The 12,320-nt window shown below is 64.4% G+C and carries 11 protein-coding genes and 1 tRNA gene; 8 read left to right on the top strand and 4 right to left on the bottom strand.

Annotated elements, in window-relative coordinates:
- Nucleotides 1-159: 159 nt before the first annotated feature.
- Both pgsA and ACZ1JC_RS23180 read left to right on the top strand, forming a co-directional pair.
- Nucleotides 160-753, top strand: coding sequence for a CDP-diacylglycerol--glycerol-3-phosphate 3-phosphatidyltransferase (pgsA, locus tag ACZ1JC_RS23185; protein WP_395327028.1), 594 nt, complete (start codon nt 160-162; stop codon nt 751-753).
- Nucleotides 754-1,063: 310 nt separating this feature from the next.
- On the top strand, nt 1,064-2,182 hold the full coding sequence (locus tag ACZ1JC_RS23180; RefSeq protein WP_465148465.1) for an MFS transporter: 1,119 nt from the start codon (nt 1,064-1,066) through the stop codon (nt 2,180-2,182).
- Between the two features lie 14 nt (nt 2,183-2,196).
- Here ACZ1JC_RS23180 and ACZ1JC_RS23175 read toward each other — a convergent pair whose 3' ends face one another.
- The 3 genes from ACZ1JC_RS23175 to ACZ1JC_RS23165 form a co-directional block, all read right to left on the bottom strand.
- Complete coding sequence (locus tag ACZ1JC_RS23175; RefSeq protein WP_465137924.1) at nt 2,197-3,093, bottom strand: hydrogen peroxide-inducible genes activator; 897 nt, start codon at nt 3,091-3,093, stop codon at nt 2,197-2,199.
- 176 nt (nt 3,094-3,269) lie between these two features.
- Entirely contained in the window at nt 3,270-4,472 is a 1,203-nt protein-coding gene (rnd, locus tag ACZ1JC_RS23170; protein ID WP_465137925.1) for a ribonuclease D, read from the bottom strand.
- 93 nt (nt 4,473-4,565) lie between these two features.
- A complete protein-coding gene (locus ACZ1JC_RS23165) occupies nt 4,566-5,957 on the bottom strand; it encodes a hypothetical protein (protein WP_465137926.1) in 1,392 nt (463 codons plus the stop codon).
- A 250-nt stretch (nt 5,958-6,207) separates the two neighbouring features.
- Between ACZ1JC_RS23165 and aspS the strand changes: the two genes are divergently transcribed.
- The 4 genes from aspS to mltG all read left to right on the top strand — a co-directional run bounded on the left by aspS (nt 6,208) and on the right by mltG (nt 10,975).
- Nucleotides 6,208-8,028 (top strand): aspartate--tRNA ligase, encoded by a 1,821-nt coding sequence (gene aspS, locus ACZ1JC_RS23160; RefSeq protein WP_465137927.1) that lies wholly within the window; start codon nt 6,208-6,210, stop codon nt 8,026-8,028.
- Nucleotides 8,029-8,312: 284 nt separating this feature from the next.
- Nucleotides 8,313-8,549, top strand: a complete 237-nt coding sequence (locus ACZ1JC_RS23155) for an acyl carrier protein (RefSeq protein WP_007013838.1) — start codon at nt 8,313-8,315, stop codon at nt 8,547-8,549.
- A gap of 171 nt (nt 8,550-8,720) precedes the next feature.
- The gene (gene fabF / locus ACZ1JC_RS23150; RefSeq protein ID WP_465137928.1) at nt 8,721-9,980 is read left to right on the top strand and encodes a beta-ketoacyl-ACP synthase II; all 1,260 of its coding nucleotides are present in this window, start codon (nt 8,721-8,723) and stop codon (nt 9,978-9,980) included.
- A gap of 20 nt (nt 9,981-10,000) precedes the next feature.
- Nucleotides 10,001-10,975, top strand: a complete 975-nt coding sequence (gene mltG / locus ACZ1JC_RS23145) for an endolytic transglycosylase MltG (protein ID WP_465137929.1) — start codon at nt 10,001-10,003, stop codon at nt 10,973-10,975.
- A 39-nt stretch (nt 10,976-11,014) separates the two neighbouring features.
- Here mltG and ACZ1JC_RS23140 read toward each other — a convergent pair whose 3' ends face one another.
- Nucleotides 11,015-11,425 carry a sugar transporter gene (locus ACZ1JC_RS23140; RefSeq protein ID WP_465137930.1) on the bottom strand — a complete coding sequence of 137 codons (411 nt, stop codon included), beginning with the start codon at nt 11,423-11,425 and terminating at the stop codon, nt 11,015-11,017.
- 117 nt (nt 11,426-11,542) lie between these two features.
- Here ACZ1JC_RS23140 and ACZ1JC_RS23135 point away from each other — a divergent pair, with 117 nt between their 5' ends.
- Both ACZ1JC_RS23135 and ACZ1JC_RS23130 read left to right on the top strand, forming a co-directional pair.
- A complete protein-coding gene (locus ACZ1JC_RS23135) occupies nt 11,543-12,085 on the top strand; it encodes a 2'-5' RNA ligase family protein (RefSeq protein WP_465137931.1) in 543 nt (180 codons plus the stop codon).
- Between the two features lie 109 nt (nt 12,086-12,194).
- Nucleotides 12,195-12,271: transfer RNA gene (locus ACZ1JC_RS23130), tRNA-Met, on the top strand.
- Nucleotides 12,272-12,320 lie beyond the last annotated feature (49 nt).

Raw genomic sequence — 12,320 nt, 5'->3', positions numbered from 1 at the left:
CGGCTCTCTCGTGCGGGGGACACTTAATGTTGTGAGGCGCGGGCACAACCCCTGATCGGAACCTGAACGGCGTTTTGTTGGGTCTTATCGGGGAATAGGACCAGAAGTTTCACTCCTGCATTCTCAAACGCGTCTATCGCGGCTATGGCCTGTAGCGCGATGCTGACTCTGCCGAATATTCTCACGCTTTCCCGCATCTTCGCCATGCCGCTGCTGGCCTTTCTGCTGTGGTGGCCGAAGTGGGAATTTGGCTATGCGCTGGCCTTCGGGCTCTACTGCCTGATGGGCATTACCGATTATTTCGACGGCTACCTCGCCCGGTCGAGCGGAACGGTTTCAAAGCTGGGGGTTTTCCTCGATCCGATCGCCGACAAGATCATGGTCGCGGCGGTGATTCTGGTGCTGACGGCGCAGGGAATCCTGACCGGGCCCTATGTGGGCGACATGCATGTCATCGCCGGGCTGATCATTCTGGTGCGCGAGATTGCCGTGTCCGGCCTGCGCGAATTCCTGGGCGGATTGCAGGTTTCCGTGCCGGTCAGCCGACTGGCCAAGTGGAAGACGACGTTCCAACTGATCTCGCTCGGCGCGCTGATTCTCGGCGCGGCGATGCCGTGGTGGAATGTCGATCTGGGCGCGCTGGAGGTCAACGTGCCGCACACCGTGGGCCTTACCACGCTGTGGGGCGCGGCGGTGCTGACGCTGATTACCGGCTGGGACTATCTGCGCGTCGGCCTCAAGCACATGGATTGATGAGCCGCCTGGATTGAGGCCGGCAGGTTCAAACTTGGCAGGATCAAGCTTGGCGAGATCGAGAATGCCGGCTTGAGCACGGGCCAAGCGCCCGGAATCGGGCTGTCTTGCAAAATACGCCATCGATCGTGAGCTTGTTGCGTTTGGCTCAAGCGTGCTCGCGCGTCAGGGGCTGTCGTGAATCCGGGGGGATGCAATCGTAAGGATCAATCCCATTACCGCCTCTCTCTGCCTGCTTGCCGCCCAGTTCCGCAATCCCAAGCCGCGTGCCGCAAAGCCGCGCGGGTTCGGTCGGGCGCTGGTCTTCGCGCTGGCCGCGTCGGCAGGGCTGACCGTCGCCAACATCTATTATGGCCAGCCGATGCTGGGCCTGATGGAGCGCGAGGTTCCGGGCGCGGCAATCACCTATGTGCCCACCGCGACGCAATTGGGCTATGCCGCCGGCCTGCTGCTGTTGGTGCCGCTGGGGGACCTTCTCGAACGCAAGCGGCTGATCGTGTTGCAGTGTCTGGCACTGGCGGTGGGGCTGGCGCTGGTGGCTCTGGCACCGACCGGGGGCACCGTGCTTGCCGCCTCGCTGGTGGTGGGCCTGCTCGCTTCCGTCGCGCAGCAGATCGTGCCGCTGGCCGCCAATCTTGCGCCGGAGGACAAGCGCGGCGCGGTGGTCGGCACGGTGATGGCGGGGCTGCTCTGCGGTATCCTGCTCAGCCGGACGCTGGCGGGCTTTGTCGGCGCGCAGTTCGGCTGGCGGGCGATGTTCTGGCTGGCGGTGCCGCTGGCTTTGGGCACGGCCGGCCTGATGGCATGGCAATTGCCGCGCAGCCAGCCCAAGCCGGCGGGTATGGGTTATGGTGGGCTGCTGGCCTCGCTCTGGGGCCTGTGGCGCGAGTTTCCCGCGCTGCGCCTTGCCACTTTCACCCAGTGCACCCAGTTCGGCGTGTTCAGCGTGTTCTGGACGATCCTGGCGCTGCACCTGCAGGAGCCGCGCTTCGGCCTCGGTTCGGAAGTTGCGGGGCTGTTCGGCGTGCTGGGCGCGGCGGGCGTGCTGGCGGCGCCGGTAGCCGGCCGCATCGCGGACCGTCGCGGCCCGCACATGGTGATCGTGGCGGCAAGCGCGCTGACGCTGGTGTCCTGGCTGGTCTTTGCCTTCTGGACGTCGATCGTCGGGCTGGTGGTGGGCGTGCTGCTGCTCGATTTCGCGATCCAGGCCAGCCAGATTTCCAACCAGAGCATCATCTACGCCCTGCGGCCCGAGGCGCGTTCGCGCATCAACACCGTCTACATGTCATCGATGTTCCTGGCCGGTGCGGCCAGTTCCGGCGCGGCGACGGTGGTGTGGCACCACTGGGGCTGGACCGGCGTGACGATGCTGGGCATCGCCATCGCCTCGGTCGGCATGGCGCTTCAGGGCCTGCGCCGCCGGGCCTGATCAGCCAGTCCCGGTCAGCCCGCGCGCAATTCGTCCGCCAGCAGTCGGAATTCTTCCGAACGGGGTGAGTTCTTGCGCCAGACCAGCGCGATCTCGCGGTTGGCATGGGGAGAGATCAGCGGCCGCGCCACGACATTGGTGCCGTTGAGGATACCCGCGTCGATCGCCATTTCCGGCAGCATCGTCAGCCCCAGTCCGTTATCGACCATCTGCACCAGCGTATGCAGGCTGGTGCCGATCATGGTGGCAGAGGCGCGCAGTTCCGGCCGATTGCAGGCCGCCAGCGCGTGGTCCTTCAGGCAGTGCCCGTCTTCCAGCAGCAGCAGGCGATGCTCGTCGATGATGTCGGGGCCGACTTCCTCGGGCGGGTTGCGCGGATCGTCGTTGGGGAAGGCGACGAAAAAGGCGTCCAGTTCGATGGTTTCCTTCTCCACCTCCCCGGTCGCATAGGGCAGGGCGAGCAGTACGCAGTCCGCGCGGCCGTGGTGAAGCGATTCGATCGCCGCCTGGCTGGGCTCCTCGCGCAGGAACAGGCGAAGGTTCGGACGTTCGCGGCGCAGGCGCGGCAGCATCCGGGGCAGCAGGAACGGCGCGATCGTGGGGATCACACTCATCCGCACTTCGCCGGAAAGCGGCTTGCCGCTGGACTGTACGAGGTCGGACAGTTCTTCGGTCTCGCGCAGGATGCGGTGGGCCTTTTCGACCACGGCATTGCCCAGCGGGGTGAAGCGCACGGCGCGCTTGGTGCGTTCGACCAGTGTAACGCCCAACAGCGCCTCCAGATCGCGCAGGCCCGCCGAAAGCGTGGACTGCGAGACGAAGCAGGCATCCGCGGCACGGCCGAAGTGGCCATGCTCGTGAAGCGCGACGAGATACTGGAGCTGCTTGAGCGTGGGCTGATAGACGGTCACGCGCGGGCTATCGCACGAAGAGGCCTGCTTCGCCAACCGTTTGCTTCGCCTGGCCCCTCGCGATGACTCGCAATAACCACCCCAGGGTTGCCGCTATGCGAAAGGGCGGACCGGCCATTGCCGATCCGCCCTTTCGCAAACGCAGGGTTCTGCGGATATTCTTGAAGAAGCGGGAATTATTCGCCGGCGGGCGCTTCCTCCACGTCCTCGGCATCCTCGACACGGGTCATCTTCAGCTTGCCGTCGACCACCGCGAAGGCCAGCTTGCCTTCCACGAGATCCAGCGCATCGTGCCCGAAGACTTCGTAGCGCCAGCCTTCCAGAATCGGCAGGTTCTTGCGGACCCCGGCGGCGAGCAGTTCCAGATCCTCGCTGCGCGCTAGCAGGCGGGCGGCAACGTCGATCTCACGCGCGCGGATCTTCAGCAGCAGCTTGAGCAGGTCCGCCACCAGCGAGCCTTCCTTGCCGAGCGGGGCGCCGCGCGGCGCGCGCGGCGGCATTTCGTCGTCGGTCAACGGCTGGGACTTGGCGATGGTGGCCATCAGACGCTTGCCGATGTCATTGTCCTTCCAGCCCTGCGAGAGGCCACGCACCTTGGCGAGGTCCGACTGCTGCTTGGGCGGGTGGCTGGCGATATCGGCCAGCGTTTCGTCACGGGCGATGCGGCCGCGCGGGATGTTCTTGCCCTGCGCCTCGATCTCGCGCCATTCGGCGATGCCCTTCAGGCGGCCGAGCATGGCGGCATTGCGGCCGGCGGCCTTGATGCGCTTCCACGCTTCGGTGGGATCGTTGCGGTAGTTGGCCGGATCGGCCAGCTTTTCCATTTCCTGATCGAGCCACGCGCCGCGCCCGGTCTTCATCAGGCGCTTCAGGATCTTCGGGAAGATCTTGGCCAGATGGGTCACGTCGCCGATCGCATATTCGATCTGGCGTTCGGTCAGCGGGCGGCGCGACCAATCGGTAAAGCGGGCGCCCTTGTCGATCGTCAGGCCCTGCCACGATTCGACGAGGTTGGAATAGCCGATCTGTTCGGACTGGCTGATCGCCATCATCGCGATCTGCGTATCGAAGATCGGATGCGGCGTGCGGCCGGTGAAGTTGTAGATGATCTCCACATCCTGCCCACCTGCGTGGAAGACTTTGAGGACGTCCTCATTGTCTGTCAGCAGATCGAGAAGCGGAGACAAATCAAGGCCTTCAGCCTTGGGGTCGACGGCGGCAGCTTCCTCCGTATTGGCGATCTGGACGAGGCACAGCTCAGGCCAATAGGTGTTCTCGCGCATGAACTCGGTATCGACCGTCACGAAATCCGATTTCGCGAGGCGTTCGCACAGAGCGGCGAGCTCTTCCGTCTTTGTAATAAGCGGGTGAATGATCATTGCGACAGCGGCGTTACGCCGAACGGGGCAGGGGATCAATCTCCCCAGCCCGCCCGGGCCCCAAGTTTTGTCGGAGAATTACGACAGGTGTGGTTATTTTCGGCGGAACAGGCGTTCGATCAGCCCCGGACGGCGTTCGTCCTCGATGGCGATCGTTTCGCGGTCCACGAAGCGGCGGCGCAATTGCGTGCCGGTAACGTGAATGCCGGGTGGCGGCAGGTGAAGCGCTTCCTCGTCATCCGCAGACCCGTTGCCGGCAGCAGGCGCTTGCGGAGGCAAGTGAAGCGTATTGAGCGCGGCGTAATCCTGCTGAACCGGAGCGTCGTCCTCGCTTTCCTCGGGTTCGGCTTCGTGGAAGCCGGCGTTGCGAAAAGCATCATCCTCGGCCGTCCAGTCGCCGGAATCCGCGTAAGGGGCGTCGGGAAACTGGATATAGGTCGGCGCCGGGTCCGCTTCCTCGGCGTCGTCCGAATCGGTGTAGCCCGCGAGGGCGGACGGCGCGAAAGGCGACTGCGCGATAAAGGGCGCCGGATCATGCGCAGCGGAATCGAAAGATGCGGGATCGACCGGCGCCGGATCGAGGGTGGCGGGCGGCGCGAAAGGCGGTCGCTCGCTTTCGAACAGCGGCTTGGGCAGGTCGGGTGTGTGGGTGCTGAGGTCAAGCGGCCGGCGGTGCGGGTTCGGTTGCTGGCCGAACGCAATTGGTGGTGCTGGCGCCGCGGCGGTGCGGTTCATGGCCTGTTCGATCGTGCTGGGTTGAATGGCGCGTTCACGGCGAGGTGCCTGTGCGAGAGTGTCGCTGCGCGCAGTGACTGCGGGCGCCTCGAACCAGGGATAGGCCTCGTTGCTGCCCACCAGTATGGCCATGGGCCTGGGCAGGCCTTCCTTGATGGCCTTGTCGCGCACGGCCTGATGGATCAGCACCGCAAGATAGCAGGCGCCCACAACGAAAGCGCGGCATTCGTCGATGTTGGCCTCTCCGCCGCGGCAGAGGTGTTCCAGCGCGGCGATGACGGCGTTCAGGTCGTCCAGACCGGCCACGCGCAAGGCGTCGTCGACATCCTCGCCAGCGCCTTGCCAGGCATTGGTGGTGCCGTGATAGCCGGAACAGATGCCGTCGCGATCGGCATGGGAAAAGCCCCAGGCCTGATCGGTGTAATAGGTCGTCTCGAAGGCGAGAACGGGCGTGGCGCCAAGGCCGGCCTGCATCCCGCACACATCGATGCCGATCGCGGTGATCGGGTCACCCGGACTGTCCAGTTCGGCGATCCGGGCGATCAGGCTGTCCCATCCGGTGACTTCAAGCTCTTCGGCGGAAATGGTCCGGAACGCGCCGGGCAGGGGGTGGTCTTCGCCGGCCAGCCACGCCAGTTCGCTTTTCAGAAGCCGCGCGGCCTCGTCAGCGCCGCCTTCGCGCAACATGGCCTCGATCGCGAGACGGAACTGGCTCTCCGTCCTGCCGTCGATCGTGACGTCCGCCAGCATTGTCGTTCTCCGTATGACCCTTTGGGCCCGGCATAGGCTGCAATGGTTGATGCCGGGTTACCGTGCAGTCCTTCACGTTCGTTAATGTGCTCTTTGATACAGAGGGCAGGCGCATGGCGGCGGCGCAAAAGCGCGGCGAATGTGCGGGGCGCACCCGTTCCGGCAATTCCATGTCTGGAAATAATCCGGCCACTCGACTAGGGGGCACGGCTTGCAACCTGTTTCAGACGAAGAGAAGCGCGAGCCCGCCATGACTCATCCCTATCGCTCCCACACCTGCGGTGCCCTGACCGCTGCCGAGGTCGGCCAGACCGTCCGCCTCTCGGGCTGGGTGCATCGCAAGCGCGATCACGGCGGCGTGCTCTTCGTCGATCTGCGCGATCACTACGGCATCACCCAGATCGTGACCGATAGCGACAGCCCGGCGCTGGCCCTGCTCGATTCGCTGCGCGTCGAATCGGTGGTGACCATCGAGGGCGAAGTGAAGGCCCGCAGCGCCTCCACCGTGAACCCGAACCTGCCGACCGGCGAGATCGAGGTCTATGCCCGCGCCGTCACCGTCCAGTCGAAGGCGGAAGAACTGCCGATGCCGGTGGCCGGCGAGCAGGAATATCCCGAGGATATCCGCCTGCGCTATCGCTTCCTCGACCTGCGCCGCGAGACGCTGCACGCCAATATCGTGAAGCGCACCAAGATCATCTCGGACATGCGCCGCAAGATGGAAGGCATCGGCTTCACCGAATACGCGACGCCGATCCTGACCGCCTCGTCGCCCGAAGGCGCACGCGACTTCCTGGTGCCCAGCCGCATCCACGCGGGCAAGTTCTATGCGCTGCCGCAGGCGCCGCAGCAGTACAAGCAACTGCTGATGGTCGCCGGTTTCGACCGCTACTTCCAGATCGCCCCCTGCTTCCGCGACGAAGACCCGCGCGCAGACCGTCTGCCGGGCGAGTTCTACCAGCTCGACCTCGAAATGAGCTTCGTGACGCAGGAAGAGATCTGGGAAACCATGGAGCCCGTGCTCCAGAGCGTGTTCGCAGATTTCGCCGAAGGCAAGCCGGTCACCCCGGCAGGTGAATTCCGCCGCATTCCGCACGCCCAGTCGATGCTGGATTACGGTTCGGACAAGCCCGATCTGCGCAACCCGCTGATCATCAAGGACGTGACCGAGCACTTCGTCGAATCGGGCTTCGGCATCTTCGCCGGCATCGTTGCGGGCGGCGGCGTGATCCGCGCGATCCCGGCTCCGGGTGCGGGTGCAGGCAGCCGCAAGTTCTTCGACGACATGAACGTCTGGGCGCGCGGCGAAGGCTATTCGGGCCTTGGCTACATCAACATCAAGGACGGCGTCCCCGGCGGCCCGATCGCCAAGAACCACGGCGAGGAAAAGACCGCCGCGCTGATCGAAGCGCTGGGTCTTGGCCCGAACGATGGCGTGTTCTTCGCCGCGGGCAAGGAAGAGCAGGCGGCCAAGCTGGCCGGTCTTGCCCGTATCCGCACCGGCGAGCAGTTGGATCTGATCGACAAGGATCGCTTCGAACTGTGCTGGATCGTCGACTTCCCGTTCTACGAGTGGGACGAAGACAACAAGAAGGTCGACTTCGCGCACAACCCGTTCTCGATGCCGCAGGGCGGCATGGAAGCACTGGAAGGGCAGGACCCGCTGACGATCAAGGCCTATCAGTACGACCTCGTCTGCAACGGCTTCGAAATCGCCTCGGGCTCGATCCGTAACCAGTCGCCCGAACTGATGGTCAAGGCGTTCGAGATGGTCGGTCTGAGCAAGGCCGACGTTGAGGACCGCTTCGGCGGCCTCTACCGCGCATTCCAGTACGGCGCCCCGCCGCACGGCGGCATGGCCGCCGGTGTGGACCGCATCGTGATGCTGCTTTGCGGTGCGCAGAACTTGCGCGAAGTGGCGCTGTTCCCGATGAACCAGCGCGCCGAAGACCTGCTGATGGGCGCGCCGACCCCGGCCGAGCCCAAGCAGCTTCGCGAACTGCACATGCGGGTGGTGGAGCCCCAGAAGCCCACGACGCAGCCTGCGGCGCAGGCTGCTCCGCAGAACTGAGGTTCTGCTCCAGACGGATAAGGAAAAGGCTCCGGTTCGCCGGAGCCTTTTTCCGTTTCGGGTCTTTGCGGTTATATGGCGTTTCGATGATCGTGGAGAATTCGGCCCTGACGGCACAGTCCCGTCGATAGGGACTGGAATTGCGCCCGATGGGTCGATAAGGACGCCTGCGATGCCTTGCGCGACGGCACCAACTTGCGCGCGAGGCTTGCCAGCGCCCCGCCCAATCATTAGGGCGGCTGGCGAGATACAATACTGACCGATTTTTGAAGGGGTCTATTCACATGAGCGATACCGCCGATCGGGTTAAGAAGATCGTCGTCGAGCACCTCGGCGTGGAAGCCGACAAGGTCACCGAAGAAGCAAGCTTCATCGACGATCTGGGTGCTGACTCGCTCGACATCGTCGAGCTGGTCATGGCCTTCGAAGAAGAATTCGGCGTTGAGATCCCGGACGATGCGGCTGAAAAGATCAGCACCGTTTCCGATGCGATCAAGTACATCGAAGAGAACAAGGGCTGATCCGCCCTTCGGTCGTCATGGCGTTTCCGACTTCGGTCGGAACGTTGCACGATCACTCACGGATTGAAATCGACAGGCTCGACCTCTAAGGGGGCGGGCCTGTTGCCGTTTCTGCCGATGGTATTACCTGATGGCACGAAGTTCGGCATGTTTGAGTTTTGGAGAGCGTGAATGCGTCGCGTCGTCGTAACCGGTCTTGGTCTGGTCACCCCGCTTGGGGCTGATGTCGAGACCACCTGGGCCAACATCCTTGCTAGCAAGAGCGGTGCGGGTCCGATCACCAAGTTCGATGCTTCGGACCAGAAGTGCCAGATCGCCTGCGAGGTTAAGCCCGCCGATCACGAATATGGCTTCGATGCGAACAAGCGCGTCGATCACAAGATCCAGCGTCAGGTCGATCCGTTCATCGTCTTCGGCATCGATGCCGCAGGGCAGGCGCTTGAAGACGCCGGCCTCACCGACATGAGCGAGGAAGACAAGCTGATGGCCGGCTGCTCGATCGGTTCGGGCATCGGTGGTTTGCCGGGCATCGAAAGCGAATCGCTGGTGCTGGCCGAAAAGGGCCCGGGCCGCGTCTCGCCGCACTTCGTCCACGGCCGCCTGATCAACCTGATCTCGGGTCAGGTCTCGATCAAGTACGGCCTCAAGGGTCCGAACCACGCGGTCGTCACCGCCTGCTCGACCGGCGCCCACTCGATCGGCGACGCTGCGCGCATGATCAAGGACGGCGATGCAGACATCATGCTGGCCGGCGGCGCCGAATCGACCGTCTGCCCGATCGGCATTGCCGGCTTCGCACAGGCCCGCGCTCTGAACAGTAGCTATAACGACCGCCCGGAACAGGCGAGCCGCCCTTACGACAAGGATCGTGACGGCTTCGTCATGGGCGAGGGCGCCGGCGTTCTCGTGCTCGAAGAGTACGAACACGCCAAGGCGCGCGGTGCGAAGATCTACTGCGAAGTGATCGGCTATGGCTTGTCGGGCGATGCCTTCCACGTGACGGCTCCGGAGCCCACTGGTGACGGTGCCTACCGCTCGATGCAGATGGCGCTGAAGAAGGCGGGCATGACCCCGGCCGACATCGACTACATCAACGCCCACGGCACTTCGACCATGGCCGACACCATCGAACTCGGCGCTGTGCGCCGCCTGTTCGGCGATGCCATCGGCACTGTTTCGATGAGCTCCACCAAGTCGGCCATCGGCCACCTTCTGGGCGGCGCCGGCGCGGTCGAATCGATCTTCTGCATCCTGGCGATGCGCGACCAGATCGTTCCGCCGACGCTCAACCTCGATAACCCGGACGAGGGCTGCGAGGGTGTGGACCTGGTGCCGCACGTTGCGAAGAAGCGTGAGGTGCGCGCCGTGCTGAACAACTCGTTCGGCTTCGGCGGTACCAACGCCAGCCTGGTGATGCGCAAGATCGACTGATCGCGAAAGGCTGAAGGGCGATGGTGTCGCGGCGCAACTGGTTTCTCGTCGCGGCCATCGGCCTTACGGCGGTGATCGTCTTATGGTCCTTCGTGGGCGGCTGGTACGGTTCCGGCCCGCTCGCGAAGGACTCTCATTTCATCGTTCCCAACGGGGCGAGCCTTTCCACCGTGGCACAGCGGCTGGAAAAGCAGGGCGTGATCCGCTCTGCCACCGGTTTCACGATGCGTGCGCGCGTCTTCGGCGCCGGCAGCGACATCAAGGCGGGCGAGTTCGCGATCCCCGCCCACGCCAGCGCCTCACGCGTGATGGCGATCATCTCCAGCGACGATGTGATCCGCCGCTTCGTCACCGTGCCGGAGGGTATGCCCTCGATCATGGTGCAGGAACGGCTGATGGCCCAAACGCAGCTGACTGGCGAAATCGCCGTGCCCGATGAAGGCTCGGTGCTGCCCGACAGCTATTCCTTCGGCAATGGCGAGAGCCGCGAAGACGTGCTGCGCCGCATGCAGGCGGCGATGACCCGCACTCTGGCCGAACTGTGGGACAAGCGGGATGACGGGCTGGTGGTGAAGACGCCCGAACAGGCGCTCGTCCTCGCCTCGATCGTCGAGAAGGAAACCGGCAAGCCTTCGGAACGCCGCATGGTGGCAGGGCTCTATTCGAACCGTCTGCGCATCGGGATGCCGCTTCAGGCCGATCCCACGATCATCTACCCGATCACCAGGGGCAAGCCGCTCGGCCGCCGCATCCTCCAGTCGGAGATCCACGCGGTCAACGACTACAACACCTATTCGATGGCCGGGCTGCCGAAGTATCCGATCACCAATCCGGGCAAGGCCTCGATCGAGGCGGTGCTGCATCCGGCCAAGACCGGCGCGCTCTACATGGTGGCGGACGGGACCGGCGGCCATGCCTTCGCCTCGACGCTGGCCGAGCATAACGAGAACGTGAAGAAGTGGTTCGCGATCCGCCGCGCCCGCGGCGAAATCTGAGCTTGAGGGTGCGGGCAGGGGGCTAAGCCTCCGCCCGCCTCAGTGCAGCGTGCCGTCCGCCTTCTTGCGCCTCGCATAGATCAGCGAGGCGATGGCGATCCCGACGATCACCAGCGGGAAGATCGCGGAAGACGGGCCCTTGGCGCCCAGCAACCCGAAATCCAGGAAGGTCCAGCCGAACTGGACCACCACGGCAGTCAGCGAAAGCGCGAAGAACGCCCAGGCCCAGCCGCGCCGCATCAGCAGCAGGATGGCGCCGAACGTGCCGCTCCACACCGCCACGGCATAAGCGCCCCAGGCCCAGGCCGGCATCTGCATGAAGGCGCGCGCGCTGACAGGATCGCTTTTTGCCAGTGCGTCGAGGTCGGCGCTGGCCTGCATCAGATAGGCGGCATCGCCCAGCAGGTTCCACAAGAGGATGAGCGTGGCAATAATCCAGAACGTGCGCATGATCTTCTCCCTCGGCGCACCACCGATAATGCGGCTATGGTGTCGCAGGCCCGCGAGCGGCGCAATTGGGCGTCTGGGTGAATGCGCGGCGTGTCCCGCAACGAGGCAGGAGAGTGCGTGAATCGTGAAGGAGAAGCGCTGACGGGGCCGCGCAAACCCGGCGCGCCGCTGTTGGTGACGGCAGAGCTGCCGCCTGACGTGCTCGGCTGGGCCGACGCCCTGAGACGCGCAAACTATCCTCCTGAGCGCAACCGCTTGCGGGCGCATGTCACTTTGTTCCATGCGCTACCTCCATCGGTTGAGGCGGAATTGATCGATGTTCTGGCCGACCTTGCCCGCGCGGCACCGCCACCCGCACGAATCGCAGGCCTGATGAAGCTGGGCAACGGCACCGCGCTGGCGGTGGAGAGTCCGGCGATGGCCGAACTGCGCGGACGAATCGCCGATAGGATGCACGGCCTGCTCACCGATCAGGACAATCGCCCGCTGCGCCTCCACGTAACGATCCAGAACAAGGTCCCCGCCGCAGAGGCGCGTGCCTTGCAAGTGGAATTGAGCCAGCGTCTAACACCCGTGAACTTCCGATTTAGGGGCTTCGGGCTCTATGCCTGGGAAGACGGATTGTGGCGCGATATCCGGCTGGTAAAATTTCGTGGTTGAAGTGCTTTTTGGGTGTTGACCGGGGCGAGCCTTCACCCTAGAGGACGCCACCTGCCCGGGGCGCTCCCCCAGGCACCATGCAGAGCCACCCATGCGGCGGCCTTGGTATGGCGGAGTAGCTCAGCTGGTTAGAGCAGCGGAATCATAATCCGCGTGTCGGGGGTTCGAGTCCCTCCTCCGCTACCATACCCTTCCTACACTTTCGTCGGTTGATGATGGAAGCGCGCCAATACGG

This window comes from Sphingomonas sp. BL-S-28 (genome assembly GCF_055521515.1).
This window is presented reverse-complemented; position numbering and strand designations above follow the sequence as displayed.

Bases quoted from the DNA above. Each gene is read 5' to 3' on its own strand.
- pgsA (WP_395327028.1), top strand. From the start codon at position 160: ATGCTGACTCTGCCGAATATTCTCACGCTTTCCCGCATCTTCGCCATG.
- rnd (WP_465137925.1), bottom strand. From the start codon at position 4,472: ATGATCATTCACCCGCTTATTACAAAGACGGAAGAGCTCGCCGCTCTG.
- ACZ1JC_RS23165 (WP_465137926.1), bottom strand. From the start codon at position 5,957: ATGCTGGCGGACGTCACGATCGACGGCAGGACGGAGAGCCAGTTCCGT.
- aspS (WP_465137927.1), top strand. From the start codon at position 6,208: ATGACTCATCCCTATCGCTCCCACACCTGCGGTGCCCTGACCGCTGCC.
- ACZ1JC_RS23155 (WP_007013838.1), top strand. From the start codon at position 8,313: ATGAGCGATACCGCCGATCGGGTTAAGAAGATCGTCGTCGAGCACCTC.
- fabF (WP_465137928.1), top strand. From the start codon at position 8,721: ATGCGTCGCGTCGTCGTAACCGGTCTTGGTCTGGTCACCCCGCTTGGG.
- mltG (WP_465137929.1), top strand. From the start codon at position 10,001: ATGGTGTCGCGGCGCAACTGGTTTCTCGTCGCGGCCATCGGCCTTACG.
- ACZ1JC_RS23140 (WP_465137930.1), bottom strand. From the start codon at position 11,425: ATGCGCACGTTCTGGATTATTGCCACGCTCATCCTCTTGTGGAACCTG.